The following is a 15,802-nucleotide window of genomic DNA, read 5'->3' as shown; positions in this document are numbered from 1 at the left end:
TCGATGGTGTGATTTACTATACGGTTGTATAGCACTTGATTGGTGTGTTCCGTTGCGAATCAACGGGCGGGCTCGGCGAGACCGACGATCTCTCGTGGCGGGGTCGACCGTTCCAAAGCTCCCGAAGCGGTTTCCCCGTCCCACCGATAGCGGACGCCCGCTTGATGCAACGCGGCCAGGGCGTTGTCGGACTGCGGATCTCCCAGGTTGAGCACCGACACGGTGGTCACTCCCTCCACTTCCACGGTGCCCAACGAGGATTCGAGTACCAGCGAGACGTCATCCCCGATGCGCGGTGGGGTCGACAACCACGGAGCATGCACCACCCGGGCGGGAATCAGCTCTCCGTCACCGGTGAAGACGTAACCCTCGTTGTAGGATCCGACGCCGTCGGGGCGCGGACGGTAGGCGATGTAACCGAACCCTCTGCCGCTCGGGAAGGTTGCCGATTGCTGACAATGGCCCCAGAAGCCCGCCATGTCACGCGCACCCTGACGACGCACACGAGTACCACTTCCGGTGAACCGATATTCCTCGTTTCCGACGCGCAGGGCGCCGGCAGCGCGGAACAGCTGCTCGAATCGCGCACCTCCCATGAACGCACCTTCCACCGACGACCTCAGGTGACGCGCGGCCTCCTGCGACAGCGAACCATTGACCCACGGAGGCGCGGCCATCGTGGCCTCGATGTGAAACTCGAGTCTTGTCGGATCACCCCCGCGTTCGCCTCGCAGCAGCGCGTCGGTCGTGGTCTGCAGCGCGATGCCGTCGAACGATGCCGTCGACAGCTCGAATGGTCGCACACAACGGAATTCGAGCGGTCCGGCACCGAGCACAGACGCGTTGCCGTCAAATCCGATCGGTGAGTGCCGTGGGCCAGCTTCCCGAATGCGCAGCACCCGACCGTCGGCGAAGGCGACGTTCACCTGGTACTGGTGTTCGGTCCACTTCGAGCCGACCGCCTCGACACCGATGCGGGGAAATCCGACGAAGCCCGCGTCGTCGTAGGCCCAGAAGCTGGCCGAGTCCCGCATCTCGGGGTCGGGCGGGCTGATCAGAAAGTGTTCGCGGGCCGCATCAAGGCCGCCGCTGAGGTCGGCGCTCACGCGCGGGGCTTGGATGCCGGGGTCGGCCATGGGGCGCGCACGAACAGGCCGCCGTCGAGGTGGATGAGCTGACCGGTGATCGCCGCCGCGCGGTCCGACAGCAGGAAGAGCACCGCCTCACCGATCTCCTCGGCGGTCGGTGATCGGCCGAGGCAATTCAGCGACGCGGCGGCCTGACCGAAGGGGCCCTCCAGCACGAACGGGAGCACGGCGTTGGCTCGAATGCCTTGCCTACCATATTTTCCCGCGATGAACCGGGTGACGGCGTTCAAGCCTGCCTTCGAGACCTGGTATCCGAAGCGCGTGTCACCAGCCACGAGGGACGCCGCCGACGAGGTGAACACGAACGACCCGCCCCCGTGCTCGATCATTTCCGGCACCGTGCGACGCGCGATCCGTACGGCCGCATTGAGGTTGACGTCGATTGAGGTGTCCCATGCATCATCGTCGACGTCGATGGATGCCTGGCGGTTGTCGTAGTAGGCGGCGTTGAAGAACACGCGGTCGATGACGCCGAACTCGGACCTGGTGGCGGTAAGGGCGCTCTGGATGTCCTCGTCGGAGGTGACGTCGCACCGCATGGCGATGGCCTGACCGCCCGCCGCCCGCACAGAAGTCGCGATCTCTTCGGCAACGTCCAGGCGACGCGCGGCCAGCGCGACGCGCGCACCTTCCCTGGCGGCGATGTGGGCCGTCGCGGCGCCGATCTGGGGGCCGGCGCCGGCCAGGAAAAGCACTCGGTCACAGAGCATCTCATTCGGCACGATCAGTCCAGCCTCTCCGATGGCACGTCGAAGTACTCCTGGTACCGGCGGGCCCGATCACGCCACTCCCCCGCGTCCAGACCCGTGGCCGCGAACGTATAGCGGTGTCCGCCGTGCTGGTCTTGGCGATGGTTGGCCAGGAAGTCGGCCACCCGTCCCCGAACGTCATCGGTGAGTGGAAATCCGAAGCGGTCGTATACCTTTTCGACCGTTCCCACCTGGTCATCCGCGAAATCACGGAAGTTGACGTCAATCACGTTCGCAGACTCCACGGTTCCGTCGATGCGCGCCGTCACCGACCGGTCGAGTCCGTCGAGGATGTACTCGCCCCATTCCGAGGCGATCTCCCGCGCATCGACCGAATCGCTGGTGACGCCCCGCAACGTGGTGTACATCGACGTCACCGAGGCGATGATGCGCAGCGGATCGCGGTGCGTCTGCACGAGCAGCGCGCCGGGGTAGGCCGTGGTCATGTCGTTCAGCGTCCAGATGTGACCGGGTGACTTGAGCACCCATCGGTCGGTGGGATGGCGAGATTGCAAGTGCTGCAGAAAGATCCGGTGCCATCCATAGACGGCAGCGTGGTCGGCTTCGCCGAAGAGCCATCGCGCATAGGAGGGAATGCGGTATTCGGTGGCGAACAGGATGCTCCGGAAGTCAGAGGCCGTGATGCATACACATTCCTGACCCAACTGCGCCCCCATCGGATGCATTCCGAAGAGCCCGGGCAGCGCGGCACCCACCGCGGCGATCCGGGCGTTGACGGCGTCGATCCGCGGATCGGTCGTATAGCTGGCCGCCTCGGGCGGTGGGCACGGCCGCTCCACCTCCCAGGTAAGCGGTACGCGTGCGACCGGGTCTTGGGCCAGCAGGTCGTGCAGGATGGTGGTGCCCGTGCGGGCCTGACCGATGATCACCACCGGCGGGAGGACGTCGACCTCCGCGATGCCGGAATGAGCGTTACGGTGTGCGACGACACCCAATCGGGCGATGAGCAAGTACTTCAGCTCCTTGCACGCCGCAGCTACTCCGGCGTCGTTGAGTGCGGCCTCCACCACGAGAGCGTCTACCAGCCGATCGAGTCCCTCGCGCCAACCGTCGGGACCGAAGTCGTCCAGGCCGGTGGCGTCGGTTGCAGCGTCGATCAATCGCTCAGCGCTCAACGCCTGCGCGCTGGCAGTCCGATAGGATTGCACGTCAAGCCTTTCCGTTTGTCACCGCATAACGTGTGGGTATTGCCGGCTCGGGTGGACGTCGAACATGTCGCGATAGGACGGCGGCTGCCGGCCGTTCTCGTCTTCGATGCCGTACTTTGCTGCCAGCTCCGCGCCGATCAGCGTCTGACCACTGAGCGTCATCAGCTCGGGGTCCTTGTGCAGTGCCCAGACGACGTGGCCGGTCAGTTCCGGCGTTTCGGCTGTTTCGAGGATGTGTCCGAACTTCTCCGGCTTGCTCGCGATAATTTTCCTAACTCGATCGGTCAGTAGCGAGCCCATCCAGATCGACACTGCGGCGATGCCGAACTCGCGGAAGTCGAAAGCCATGTCGGCGGCCATCTTGTCGGTGGCGGCCTTCGGCACGCCGTAGGCGGGCCCGAACGCGTAATGGACCGACCCCGATGACGAGGAAAAGGCGACAAGCCCCTTGCGTTGCGGAATCATCAGTGGGGCAGCGTAAACCGTGGCCACATAGCTGCTGCGGACGCCGACGTCCAAGTTGTCGACGACGTTGAGTGGTTCCTCCCAGAACTTAGTCCGACCCATCATCTCGTCACGGATAATGGCGGCGTTGTTCACCAGGATGTCCAGGCGGCCCTGCTCGTCACGAATCCGGTCGAAGAGCGCCTTGACGTCGTTGTCGTTGCCATGATCAACCCGTACCGCGATACCGCGTCCACCGGCGGCGTTCACCTGCGCGGCCGTCTCGTCAATGGTGCCGTTCTGCGAGGATCCGTCGCCACTGCGAGTGCGGCCGGTGACGTAGACGGTGCAGCCGTGGCTCCCCAATGCCCGGGCAATACCTGCGCCCGCGCCACGGCTTGCTCCCGTCACCAATGCCACGGTGCGGGGTTCGGTCATCGTTTCCTCCTATCAGTCCGCGATCTGCGCGGACTCCTTCAGCTCGGTGATCGGCCGCGCCAAACCCTGTTCGTCACACACGCGTTGCAGCCGCCGCACCGTCTCGGACACTCCAGGCCCGCGGCGGCGGCCGGGGGTGAACGTAGCCGGCAGATGCTTCATTCCCTGGATCACGCCGATACTGTCGTAGTGCGCAGTCCCCTCGGCCACGCATCCGTAATCCGGCAGCCGGTCGAGGACTGCGGTCAGCATCGACTTGAATACCGTCCGGGCGACATTGGACCCTATGCATCGGTGCACGCCCAGGCCAAAGCTGAAGTGGCGGTTACCTTTCCGATCGAGCATGACGGCATCGGGCTGGTCGAACAACGCCGGATCGCGGTTGGCCATCGCCCACGACAGCCACAAGCGGTCACCTTCCTTGAAAGCAATGCCGCCGAGTTCCATGTCCTGGGCGACCGTCCGGCCGTCGCCCGGCGCCGGAGTGAAGTACCGCAGGAATTCCTCGGTCGCCGGATTCAACAGGGTTTGACGGTGGCGGCTCAGCCGCGCACGCTCCTCGGGATGGTGCGACAACCATTCCAACGCGTGCGCGGTGAGCGCGGTGGTGGTGTCGAATCCCCCGCCGATCAACAGGTTCAGCATGCCGATCAGCTCGATGTCGGGCGGCGCCTGCCCATCGATGCGCAGCTTCGCCAATGCATCGATGATCCCGGGCCGGGGGTGCTCGCGGATCTCCACGAGGTTGGCGAACAGGTCCATCCCCATCTCCATGTACTGCTCCCTCACGCGCGCCGCGTCGGGTGAATCGGGCGGGGTATAGATCGACGCGTGGGCCGGCTCGTTGTACATGACCCACTTGTCGAGCGGCACACCGAGCATGGCCAGCGTCAGTATTGCGGGCACCACATTGGCGAGGTCATCGACGAAATCGATACTGCCCGACTCGATGTGGTCGTCGATGCAGGCACGCACGATCTCATCGACGAAAGGCTCCCAGCGCTTCACCGCGGCGGGTGAGAGATACGGGTTGAGCGCCGTCCGGTAGTAACGGTGTTCGGGATCGTCCATTTCGAGCATTCCACCGCGGAAATTCTCGGCCTCCACCATCAACGGGATGGAGATGCCCTTATAGCCGCGCCGCTCATGGTTGACGTCGTGGTCGTTGGACACGTGCGGACAACGGGCGAGCTCAAACACCTCATCGCTGCCCGCCGCCACCCAGTGACCGTCGTAGGTATCCGTCCACGCGATGGGGCAGCTGCGATGCATCTCGTGGGTGATGTCGAGGAACTTGCCCCGGTAGTCAGCGGCATGCCGGTCGAAGTGATATCGCGCGGTCGATGACGCGACGCCGGAGTCGTCGTGGTCGGCGATCACAGCACCGCGCCGTTTCGCTCCGGGCGGGCGCGACCCTGCGGATCCACGACGACCTCGATGGCCTGTTCGGGGCACGACCGGGCCGCCTCTACGACCGCGTCGTAATTCTCGCCGGCGACGACCTCGGTCGCGGCGTGGGCGTGCCCATCGACATCATCGAGCTCAAAGGAATTCGGCGCGATCATCGCGCACAGTGTGTGGCCCTGGCAGCGGGATCCGTCCACCCTTACTCTCACGTCATTCCTCCACGTATTCCGTTGTCGCGCAGATTTATCGGATTCGGCGAATCAGATGACCGCGCCGCCATTGACACCGATGACCTGTCCGTTGACGTAACCCGCGGCCTCCGAACACAAGAAGGAGCACACGGCGGCGACGTCCTCGCCCGCACCCAGGCGCCGGGCGGGAATCGCCTTGGCGAGTTGCTCGGCCGGCGGCAACTTGCCTTCACGCTGTTGTTCACGCAGCATCGGCGAATCGATGACGAACGGCGGAACCGTATTCGCCGTGATGCCCTTGGCCCCATAGTCCAGGGCGAGGGTCTTCGTCATCGCGATCACGCCACCCTTGGTGGCCGAGTAGTGGCCCTGCGCCGGCGCGCCCCGCTGGCCGGCCGCCGACGAGATGGTGACGATGCGGCCCCATCCGGCCGCGACCATGTCGGACAACACGGCCCTGACGCACAAGAAGGTACCCGTGAGATTGACGGCGAGGTATCGGTTCCACTCCGTGAGGGTGATCTTGTCGAATCGCGTGAAGCCGGCAATAGCCGCGCTGGTCACCAAAATCCCTGCCGGACCAAGGGAATTGCGGACCACGCCGAAAGCCGATGCCACCGCGTTTTCATCGGACACATCAACGCCGACGGAAAGCGCAATGCCACCGGCGGCCCGCGCCTCGGCGGCCACGATGTCTGCCTTTTCGACGTTGACGTCCATGACTGCCACCCGGTGACCGTCGGCGGCGAGTTTCATGCTGATCGCCTGTCCCAGGCCCGACCCCCCGCCGGTCACGACCGCTACTCGGCTCACATCGCACCATCCCTCGAATACGTCACCATCGCTGTACGAGTGTATAGCGCACGCGGTCTACTGAACACAAGGCTGTCAGACGCCGGCGGGTCCGGGCGCGCCGTGCATGTAGAGGGTCTGACCCGAGCAGAAGCTCGACGCGTCGGAGGCGAAGAACAGCACGCCGTAACCGATCTCGTCCGGCTCACCGAGCCGACCGAGGCCGTTGCTCAACGCGATGGCCTCCGGATCCAACCCGTATCGCGCCGCGTCGTCGGTCAAGGTGGCGGCCCGAACAGCGCCGACGGCGATCGCGTTGACGCGGATCCCCTTCTTCGCCCATGCCGCCGCCATCGACCCGGTCAGGTTGTTCACCGCGGCCTTGGCGGCGCCGTACGGCGCCGCTTGCGGCATCGCCAGAAGGCTTGCGCCCGAGGAGATGTTGACTATCGCGCCCTTGCCCTGATCCATCATCGGCTTCGCCGCCGCCTTCGAAAGATGCCATACGGCCTTGAAGTTCAAGGCGAGGACGTTCTCGAAGTCGTCGTCGGGCCATTTGAGGATCGACTTGGTCTCGGCCCCGCCGGCACAATTCACCAGCACGTCGAGTCGGCCGAACTCGGCCATGGTGGTGTCCACCAGCTCGCGGCAGGCCTCGGCCGTCGTGACGTCCGTCGACACAGCGACGGCGCGTCGCCCCAGCGCCATGATCTCTTTGGCGGTGGACTCGAGTGGGTCGGGGCGGCGGCCGGCCAGCACGACGTCGGCCCCGTGCTCGGCCAGCACCAAAGCCGTGCCGCGGCCGATACCCGTGCCGCCGCCGGTAATGACGGCAACGCGTCCATCGAGTGAGAATCGACTGCTCATAGCGCTCCTCAAGTTCGCTTACAGCCGAGCCAAGCGGTCGGCGGTCAGTTATACGATCGTATAGCAGGCGTGTTGCCTGGCGGACACCGACTACTGTACGGTCGTACAGCATACGCCTGGTGCGCGGATTGCCGAATGACCCCCGAGGAGCCGACGTTGAGCGATCTGTACTACGACCCATGGGACTTCGACATCGACCTCGATCCCTACCCCACCTACCGCCGCCTTCGAGACGAGTGCCCGGTCTACTACAACGATCGGCATGACTTCTGGGGCGTGAGCCGCTACGCCGATGTCGATTCCGCGCTCAAGGACACGGCGCGGCTCAGCTCGGCCAAGGGCGACATCTTGGAAGTCGTCATGGCTGATCCCGTGATGCCGCCGGGCATCTTCATCAACGAGGATCCACCGCTGCACACGATTCATCGCGCCATCGTCTCGCGCGCCTTCACCCCAAAGAAGATGCGCGCGATCGAGGACAAAGTCCGCAACTTCTGTGTCGCCTGCCTGGACCCGCTCGTTGGTGGGGGTCACTTTGATTTTGTGCAAGACCTTGGCGCCGAACTTCCCATGCGCACCATCGGCATGCTGGCCGGGATTCCGGACGCCGAACAGCCCGCGGTACGCGCACACGCCACCCAGGTGCTCCGCAACAAGCCGGGCCAGCCCATGGAAATCAAGAAGGATCATTACTTCACCGGTGAGATGTTCGGCGAGTACGTCGAGTGGCGTGAGAAGAATCCGTCGGACGATCTGATCACCGAACTGCTCAACGTCGAGTTCGAAGACGAGAACGGAACGACACGCAAACTGACCAAGCAGGAACTCATCGTGTTCCTGGCCGTTGTCGCCGGCGCGGGTGTCGAAACGACCGGTCGCCTGTTCGGCTGGATGGGCAAGGTATTGGCCGAACATCCCGATCAGCGCAAGGAGTTGGTCCAGGACCACGGGTTGATTCCCACGGCCATCGAAGAACTGCTGCGCTACGAACCACCAGGCCCGCACGTGGCACGCTACGTCGCCACCGACGACGTGACCTTTCAGGGCCAGGTTGTTCCGGCGGGCAGCGCGCTGTTACTGATGCTGGCCTCGGCCAACCGCGACGAACGGCACTTCGACAATCCCGACGAGTTCGACATCCACCGCAAGCCCGGCGGTCACCTCACCTTCGGTCGTGGAGCGCACTTCTGCGTCGGTTCTCCGCTGGCCCGCTTGGAGGGCCGGGTAGCCCTCGAAGAGGTGCTCAAGCGGTGGCCGGAGTGGGACATCGACATGGCCGGCGCGCGACGCTCGCGTACGTCGACCGTGCGCGGCTGGGACAGCATGCCGGCGATCATCGCCTGACAGCGATTCACGACAAGGGTGTGAAGACCGACGTCGGCAGCGCCGGCACGCCGCTCGTATCGACGCCGTCCTCGACTTGCAGACCCCAGCTGTTGAACGCCATGGCCAGGCACGCGTAGGTGCCGACAATGAGCGGCAATTCGACGAGCTGGCGCTCATCGAGCGCTTCGGCGAGGCGGTTCCAGGTATCCGCCTCGATGCGGTAGTGGTCCAGCAGTTCGTCGGTGGCGGCAACCAGGTCGCGCTCCAAGGGCGCCCACGATTCAGAGAAACCCACCGCAATCGCGGCGACGTCGTCTTTTGTCAGTCCGTAACGCTCCGCAAGCCGGACGTGGTGCACCCACTCGTACCGGGCGCGCGTGCGCCACGCGACCCGCAGCAGCATCAACTCGCGCGCGCGGTGACCGGTCGCGGGGTGTTGCAACAGCACGTTACCGAACCGGTTGAACGGACCGGCCAGTGCAGGGTTGTGCAGCATCGTCGCCAGCACATTGGGCGCCTGGCCCGGCTGCTGAAACGCCGCAACGGCCTTGTCTGGAAAGGCATCGCGCAATGCCTCCACGTGCTCGGCACCCCACTGGTCGTTCGGAAGGGGCGCCAAGCGAGGCGCGCCGCCGGTGCAATCATCCGCAGTCATGCCTTCGACTGTACAGATGTACAGCATCGGTGCTACGTTCGGCATCATGACCCTTGCTCCCGAATCAGCCGGCACGGCGCCCGGGCGCGGTCGACTCCAAGGCCGGCGCATCATCGTGGTCGGCGCGGGAACACGTCCATCGCCGGACCCAGAGGTCACCGTCGGCAACGGCCGGGCCATCGCCGTGCTGTGTGCGCGAGAAGGCGCGCGCGTCGCGTGCGTGGACGTCGACGAGGACGCGGCCGCTCACACGGCCGATCTCATCGAACAGGAGGGCAACGGCCCGGCGGCAACTGTGGTCGCCGACGTTCGCGATGCCGACGCATGCGAGCGACTCGTCGAAGAAGCAAACGAGAAGCTCGCAGGCATTGATGGCGTGGTAGCCAATGTCGGATATGGAGCAGGCAAGGGGCTGGAGGGCACGACACCCGAACTGTGGGACGACATCTTCGCAGTAAATGTGCGGTCGCACTTCTTGATAGCCCGAGCCGCGATGCCCCTGCTCGATCACGACGCGGCATTCGTGTTCATCGGGTCGGCGGCAGGACTGAAGGCAGGCACGCGATTTCCCGCCTACGACTCCACCAAGGCGGCCCTATTCGGGCTCACTCGCCACGTGGCCCTCGAAGGAGCGCCCCGCCGCATCCGGGCGAACTACGTCATCCCCGGTCCGGTCGACACCCCGCTTGGTCGCGTCGGCGACAGCACCGTGACGGGGCGGACGAAGATCCGTTGGCCGCTCGGTCGCCAGGCCAGTGCATGGGACATCGCTTACGCGACGGTCTTCATGCTGGGCCCGGAGTCCGCATACATCACCGCGCAGTCACTCGTCGTCGATGGCGGGATCACACAGTTCGGCTGAGCGCGTAGGGCATTCGGTGGAGTGAATGGTTTTAGCCCCGCGGCAATCCGAGTACGCGCTGGGCGATGATGTTGCGTTGAATCTCGGAGGTACCGCCGGCGATGGTGGCACCGAAGCTGCGCAGATACCGGTCGAACCATGTACTGGTGTAGGCCTCCAGGTGGTAGGGCGAAAACGGGCTTGTTTGGCCCGAACGGCGTAGGCCTTCGACACCGGCGGTCGCGAGCGCAGTGTGCGCTGCGGTCTGAATAGACTCTGAACCAAGCAATTTGAGAACCGACATCGACGCCGGGTCGCTGGTGCCGCCATCGGCGCGGGCCAGTTCCGCGGAACCGAGCAAGCGCAGCGACCAGGTGTCCATGGCGAGTGTGGCGTAGGCGTCCCGTTCCACCGCGCTGCCCGGCATCCAGTCATCGAGAAACTCCTGTAGTCGGTCGACGTAGCTGAGCCACAACAAGGTTCGTTCATGACCGAGCGAGGAATTGGCGACCTTCCAGCCCTCGTTGATGTTGCCCACCAAATTCTCGGCCGGCACCCGAGCATCGGAGAAGAAGACCTCGTTGAAGTCGACGTCGTCGAGCCCGCAAGCCGAGGGGAACGGACGCCGGGTAACCCCAGGGGTGTCGGTCGGAATCAGCAGGACGCTGATTCCCTTGTGCTTGGGCGCAAAAGAGTCGGTGCGGACCAAGGTGAACAGAACGTCGGCGTCGTGCGCTCCCGAGGTCCACACCTTCTGCCCGTTGACCACGAAGTGGTCCCCCTCGCGCACCGCTCGGGTGCGCAGCGACGCGAGATCCGAGCCGGCTCCCGGCTCGCTCATTCCCAGTGCCGCGACGATTTCGGCCCGCAGTATGGGCACCGCCCAACGTCGATGCTGTTCGGGGGTGCCGTGCTGGATCAGCGACGCCGCAATGATCCCGACACCCTGCGGGTTGAACGTTTGATAGATTCGCCGCCGCGATAATTCCTGGAAATACACGTACTGCTCGATGACCGTCGCATTGCGACCACCGAAGGCCGGTGGATAACCCGGTTGCAGCCACCCGTTGTCGAACAGCAGGCGCTGCCACCGGCGGGCCCACGGCGGAACGTCGGCACTGGAGCGGGAGCGCTGCGTTTCGGCTTCGGCCTCGCTAGGCAGACGTTGGGTCAGGAAGTCGACGAATTCGGCCCGAAAGGCCTCGACATCGGCATCGAAGTGCAGCCGCACACCGCCTCCTCGTGGTCATCGACTGGGCCGCAACACACTGTACGCCTGTATAGCACGGATGCATTGAACCATGGGTCGGCTGCTGTCGTCAGCCGCCAGCCCGCGGCAGCGTTCCCGGCGCCGCGGCCCGGGTGACCAACCCACTAGGTGAATCTCGAAAGCGCTAGCGTCCGCGCTAGCGTCCGCGCTAGCGCATCTGGGAGTCACCTCATGGCCTGTCCGCCGTGCGCGCGTGTCACGTCCGCGCCCTGGTCCTCCCGCTCAGTTCTCGACGAGGTCGGGGATGGGCTCCGCGTCCGTCAGCCAGTGACGTCCGGCCCGACGGGCCGCCTCCCACTTGGGGATGCTCACCGCGTCGTCCTGGCCCAGGTCCTCGGGGGTCGGGCCGATGCGGTCGGCCAGCCCGGCGAGGGCATTCAGATCGAAGTTGTAGATCTCGGCCGCCGCCAGGCCCAGCATCTGCCGCGTCTCCTCGACCGGGATGTCCCAGAACGAGCGGCGTAGCCAGTCGCGGGTGTGCGGCCAGGTCCCCTCCGGATGAGGAAAGTCATTGCCCCACAGCAGATTAGCGACGCCGATCTCGTAGCGCCGCGCCAGCTCCCTGCGCTCCGTGGTGGTCGCCCCGATGAAACAATTCCGGTCGAAGTAGGCCGAGGGCGGCATCGTCAGGTCACCCTCCATCATGTGACTCATCTTCTTGGCCGAGTGTTCACGCAGATACCGCGTATCCATAAGCCAGAGAAGATCATTGGCCCAAAAGGCACCGCACTCGGTGACCCCCCATCGCAGCCCGGGGAAGCGCTCGAACACGCCCGACCACAACGCGAACCACAGGGGCCGGGCGCCCCACCAGCGCACCTCGGTGACATAGATACCCAGGTGTCCTCCGTACTCCTCCTGAGGGGCCGGACCGGAGTGGGTATGAACCGGCATCTGCAGGTCTTGGCACGCGGCCCAGACCTTGTCGTAACGACGGTCGTGGTAGGGCGGGTAACCGACCCAGCGCGCCGGAATCAGGATCCCGCCCCGCAGTCCGGACTCGGCCGCCCGCGTGATCTCGGCGACCGCCGCGTCGATGTCCGCCAGTATCGGCACGACCGCGACCCCGGCCCGTCGCTCGGGGTTGTGGCTGCACAGTTCGGCCAACCAGCGGTTGTGGGCCCGCGCGCCGGCCATCGCGCGCCCGGGGTCGAGGTCGCCCGACTGGCCCAGGCCGGCCCCGAACGGTGCCCCGGCGACCCCGGTGACGGCGTCGGCGTCGGGGAAGATGACCTCGCCGACGACCCCGTCGCCGTCTAATTCCTTGTCCCGCAGGCCAACATCCCATCCGCCGGCGATGCCGTCACCATGCTCGGAGAACCACTGCTCGGCGAACTCCTCGTCGATGAACCCGCCCGCCTGTGCCGCGGCCGTCTTCTCGGCCAGGTAGACCTCGAAGTCCTCCCGATATTCGGGGTCGACGTATTCGCGGTACCGCTCGGTCGGAAGCTCGGCGTGGGTGTCCGCGGAGATGATGATGTAGGGGTTCACGGTGGACCTTTCGCTACCAGGTACGGATGGGGTCGGGTTCGAAGACGGTGCTGCGCGCGTCGGCGGGGACCGCCGCCAGCGGTTCGGCAACCTCGGCCACAGTCGGGCCGATTCGGTCGACCAGGGGTGCGAGGGCGTCGAGGTCGAAGCCGTACACAGCCGCAGCATTGCCGCCCACCATCGCCGCCACCTCTTCCGCCGGGACGTCACTGAAGGTGTGGCGCAACGCTTCTCGCGTGTAGGGGGCGGTCCCCTCGTAATGCGGGTAGTCGCTTCCCCACATGATTCGATCGATGCCGATTCCGTGGCGCTCGGCGCATTCCACGGGTCGCATGAAGCTGGCACCGACGTAGCACTGACGCGACCAGTACTCGCTGGGCTTCAGAGTGAGCGAGCCGGCGGTGGGCCCCGCGAACCGCGCGATCGCCGAATTCGCTCGCCCGTACCGGACCGCCGCGACGTCGAGCGAGTCCAGGGTCGCCGGTATCCACCCGGCGCCCTGCTCGGTGAACACCACGGTGAGGTCCGGATGGCGATCCAGCACACCACTGAAGATCAAGTGCCACAACGCCCGATGCGCCCACCAGTGTGTCTCGTACACCCACACCGCGAACGAACTGCCCCACCCGTCCGTCGGGGTCGGTCCGGCGTTGCCGCCGTGATGGTTGACCACCAGGCCCGCCTCGTCGCACGCCACCCAGAGCGGCTCCCAGTGCTCGGCGTAGAGCGGGGGAATGCCGGTGCCGGGGGCGACCCCGGGCAGCAGCACACCGCCGCGCAACCCCAGCTTGGCGATCTGTGCCACCTCGGTCACGGCTTCGTCGAGGTCTGACAGCAGGATCTGGCCCACCCCGGCGCGCCGCTCGGGCGACAACGAGCAGAAGTCGGACAGCCAGCGATTGTGCGCCCGAAGCCCGGCCCAGCGCAGCTCGAGTTCCCGGGCGGTCTCCGGCGGGGGCGCGGCCAGGCTGGCCTGAGGAAAGAACGGCGGCACGGTATTGGGGAAGATGACCTCCCCCGCGGTGCCTTCACGATCCAGATCGGAGTTGCGCCGATCACTGTTCCAGTTGCGCTCCGCCTCGGGCTCGGTGAGGTCACCGAACGGGTTGACGAATGTCTTTGCCCAGCCGTCGAATTCGTCCCGGTACTGCGAATCGAGGTACTCGCGGTAGCCGAGCAGGTCGGCGCCGGCGTGGCAGTCGGCCGAAATGACCGTGTACCGGTCCATTGCGCTATGCCCGCGCCGGCTCGGGCCGAGGGGCCGCGAGCAGGGCCACGTCGTCGTAGCGCTGGTGCACGTAAGGCAGCAGCCATTCCTGCGGCACCCGCGCCGCGATCCGCCCCACCTGGATGGTGCGCCGGCGACACCAGGTGATCGACCGGATTTGGCGAACGACGATGTCGGCCACCGGATCCAACGGCGACTCCCCCAACTCGAGGGTTCCGTCGAGGTTCTCCAACAGCTCGTAATGCCGGTGATACTCGCCGTAGACCAGGTGGGGGTCGGTGATGCCGCCGCCATCGGGCGCACGCAGGAACTTGAAGTAGAACTCGGTGTTCATCTGGTCGGGCGGCAACTCCGCCGGACCGTCGACTTGACCGCTCACTTTGATGAGCTGATAGCCTAGCCGGTCAACAGTGGCGGTGATGCGGTCCGTGTCGCGGTCCACCTCGATGTGGGCCAATTTCTTTGGTTCGCCGAATGTTTCGCGGCCGCCGGTGACGGACTGCTCGGTGGACTGGGGCATGAACAGGGGGTAGTCGCCCTCGCGTTCGCCGTGCCGTGCGGTCACCGAAAACACCGCCGACCCGAAGGGCGCCATGCCCTCTATCCGGACCCGTTGCAACTGGATTCGCACCAGTGGTTCGGCCGCCGGCTCCAGCGGTTTCGGTAGCACGGCCGCGACGATCTCGGGATCGGTGAGGTAGGTGACGGTCACCGCTTCGGTGGCGATGGGCGCCTTGGTGGCATCGATCTCGTGGTCGACCTGCGCCTCGGGTGGGCGGGGACCATAGCGAATTGCTGTGCTGCTCACCGCTTTTCTCCTTCCGTTTCTGAGTCGCTTCCGGCATGTCGGCCGAGGACGTCGACCAGGTAATCGGGCGCGCCGCGGTTCAGGATCGATGCCGCCTTGCTGCTCACGACCTCATCGGCCGGGGTGGGCGGACCCATCATCCAGAAGCGGTCCGCCTGAATCCCGTCCATCACCTGGTCGGCGACGGTCTCGAGCGGGGTGAATTCGACATGCGCACCGGCGGCCTCGAAGCGGGCCACGACCTTGGCCAGCGTCTGGTCGGGTGTGCGACGTTCCTGGGTCGCGGCGTAGCGCTGCGGCCGGTGCCGCCACGACTCCCAGATGCCGGTGTTCAAAAAGCCGCCGGGAAAAAGAACGTGCGCCCGAACGCGCGTCCCGGTCATCTCCAGGTGCGTGTAGAGGCTCTCGGTCAGGCAGAGCACCGCGGCCTTGGTCATCGGGTAGACCGCGGTGGCCGGTCCGCCCATGGCGCCTCGGGCGATCGGCGCGAATCCGCCGTTGCCCGAACAGGTGTTGACGACGTGTCCTTCGCCCTGCTCGAGCAGGATGGGCACGAAGGCCTTGATGCCGTGGATGACGCCCAGCACATTGACGTCGATCCCCCACCGCCAGTCGGCCAGGTCGTGTTCCCACATGTACCCCTCGGAGACCGCGCCGGTGCCGGCGTTGTTGCACACGACGTGCACCGCGCCAAAGCGAGAGAGCGCCTCCTTGGCCAGCGACTCGACCGACGAATAGTCGGTGACGTCGGTGACCACCCCGGCCACCTCGATGCCCTCGTCGGCGAGTTCCCGGGTCGCCCTGTCCAGCGGTTCGGCGAGGACGTCGGCCAGCACCACCTTCATGCCCTCTTGGCCGAAACGACGCCCGATTGCCCGGCCGATGCCCCCGGCCCCGCCGGTTACGACCGCCACCTTGCCCCGAAGGTCCGTCATCGTGAGCATCGTCACATGGTCGCGCATAGCACCGCAAGCAGTC

General features: G+C 65.7%; 16 protein-coding genes. 2 read left to right on the top strand and 14 right to left on the bottom strand.

Annotated elements, in window-relative coordinates; translation table 11 throughout:
* Positions 1-59 precede the first annotated feature (59 nt).
* The 8 genes from A5732_RS18930 to A5732_RS18895 all read right to left on the bottom strand — a co-directional run bounded on the left by A5732_RS18930 (position 60) and on the right by A5732_RS18895 (position 7,205).
* Positions 60-1,106 carry a hypothetical protein gene (locus A5732_RS18930; protein WP_076103049.1) on the bottom strand — a complete coding sequence of 349 codons (1,047 nt, stop codon included), beginning with the start codon at positions 1,104-1,106 and terminating at the stop codon, positions 60-62.
* A complete protein-coding gene (locus A5732_RS18925) occupies positions 1,103-1,858 on the bottom strand; it encodes an SDR family NAD(P)-dependent oxidoreductase (RefSeq protein ID WP_076103048.1) in 756 nt (251 codons plus the stop codon). The genes A5732_RS18930 and A5732_RS18925 overlap by 4 nt, the downstream gene beginning before the upstream one ends.
* Positions 1,859-1,872: 14 nt before the next feature.
* Entirely contained in the window at positions 1,873-3,066 is a 1,194-nt protein-coding gene (locus tag A5732_RS18920) for a sulfotransferase family protein (RefSeq protein ID WP_081396056.1), read from the bottom strand.
* 18 nt (positions 3,067-3,084) lie between these two features.
* Complete coding sequence (locus tag A5732_RS18915) at positions 3,085-3,948, bottom strand: SDR family NAD(P)-dependent oxidoreductase (RefSeq protein WP_076102990.1); 864 nt, start codon at positions 3,946-3,948, stop codon at positions 3,085-3,087.
* Positions 3,949-3,960: 12 nt separating this feature from the next.
* The gene (locus tag A5732_RS18910; RefSeq protein ID WP_076102989.1) at positions 3,961-5,328 is read right to left on the bottom strand and encodes a cytochrome P450; all 1,368 of its coding nucleotides are present in this window, start codon (positions 5,326-5,328) and stop codon (positions 3,961-3,963) included.
* Positions 5,325-5,564 carry a ferredoxin gene (locus A5732_RS18905; protein ID WP_076102988.1) on the bottom strand — a complete coding sequence of 80 codons (240 nt, stop codon included), beginning with the start codon at positions 5,562-5,564 and terminating at the stop codon, positions 5,325-5,327. The genes A5732_RS18910 and A5732_RS18905 overlap by 4 nt, the downstream gene beginning before the upstream one ends.
* A 51-nt stretch (positions 5,565-5,615) precedes the next feature.
* Entirely contained in the window at positions 5,616-6,359 is a 744-nt protein-coding gene (locus tag A5732_RS18900) for an SDR family oxidoreductase (RefSeq protein ID WP_076102987.1), read from the bottom strand.
* A 75-nt stretch (positions 6,360-6,434) separates the two neighbouring features.
* Complete coding sequence (locus tag A5732_RS18895) at positions 6,435-7,205, bottom strand: SDR family NAD(P)-dependent oxidoreductase (protein WP_076102986.1); 771 nt, start codon at positions 7,203-7,205, stop codon at positions 6,435-6,437.
* 156 nt (positions 7,206-7,361) lie between these two features.
* Here A5732_RS18895 and A5732_RS18890 point away from each other — a divergent pair, with 156 nt between their 5' ends.
* Entirely contained in the window at positions 7,362-8,549 is a 1,188-nt protein-coding gene (locus tag A5732_RS18890; protein WP_076103047.1) for a cytochrome P450, read from the top strand.
* 7 nt (positions 8,550-8,556) lie between these two features.
* Here the strand turns inward: A5732_RS18890 and A5732_RS18885 are convergent, their stop codons facing one another.
* Positions 8,557-9,234 carry a carboxymuconolactone decarboxylase family protein gene (locus A5732_RS18885; protein WP_171975049.1) on the bottom strand — a complete coding sequence of 226 codons (678 nt, stop codon included), beginning with the start codon at positions 9,232-9,234 and terminating at the stop codon, positions 8,557-8,559.
* Between A5732_RS18885 and A5732_RS18880 the strand changes: the two genes are divergently transcribed.
* The gene (locus tag A5732_RS18880; protein ID WP_076103046.1) at positions 9,233-10,048 is read left to right on the top strand and encodes an SDR family NAD(P)-dependent oxidoreductase; all 816 of its coding nucleotides are present in this window, start codon (positions 9,233-9,235) and stop codon (positions 10,046-10,048) included. The genes A5732_RS18885 and A5732_RS18880 overlap by 2 nt on opposite strands.
* Positions 10,049-10,079: 31 nt before the next feature.
* On the opposite strand, the gene A5732_RS18875 is transcribed toward A5732_RS18880, so the two are convergent.
* The 5 genes from A5732_RS18875 to A5732_RS18855 all read right to left on the bottom strand — a co-directional run bounded on the left by A5732_RS18875 (position 10,080) and on the right by A5732_RS18855 (position 15,759).
* Entirely contained in the window at positions 10,080-11,258 is a 1,179-nt protein-coding gene (locus tag A5732_RS18875) for an acyl-CoA dehydrogenase family protein (protein ID WP_076102984.1), read from the bottom strand.
* A 261-nt stretch (positions 11,259-11,519) separates the two neighbouring features.
* Entirely contained in the window at positions 11,520-12,788 is a 1,269-nt protein-coding gene (locus A5732_RS18870) for an amidohydrolase family protein (RefSeq protein ID WP_076102983.1), read from the bottom strand.
* Between the two features lie 13 nt (positions 12,789-12,801).
* Positions 12,802-14,016, bottom strand: coding sequence for an amidohydrolase family protein (locus tag A5732_RS18865; protein ID WP_076102982.1), 1,215 nt, complete (start codon positions 14,014-14,016; stop codon positions 12,802-12,804).
* 4 nt (positions 14,017-14,020) lie between these two features.
* Entirely contained in the window at positions 14,021-14,824 is an 804-nt protein-coding gene (locus tag A5732_RS18860; RefSeq protein WP_076102981.1) for an acetoacetate decarboxylase family protein, read from the bottom strand.
* Complete coding sequence (locus tag A5732_RS18855; RefSeq protein WP_076103044.1) at positions 14,821-15,759, bottom strand: SDR family NAD(P)-dependent oxidoreductase; 939 nt, start codon at positions 15,757-15,759, stop codon at positions 14,821-14,823. Before A5732_RS18855 ends, A5732_RS18860 begins: the two co-directional genes overlap by 4 nt.
* Positions 15,760-15,802 lie beyond the last annotated feature (43 nt).

The sequence above is a fragment of the Mycobacterium colombiense genome (genome assembly GCF_001953985.1).
GTDB lineage: Bacteria > Actinomycetota > Actinomycetes > Mycobacteriales > Mycobacteriaceae > Mycobacterium > Mycobacterium colombiense_B.
Note: the sequence above shows the minus strand (reverse complement) of the source record. Positions and strands in the feature narration are given on the sequence as shown.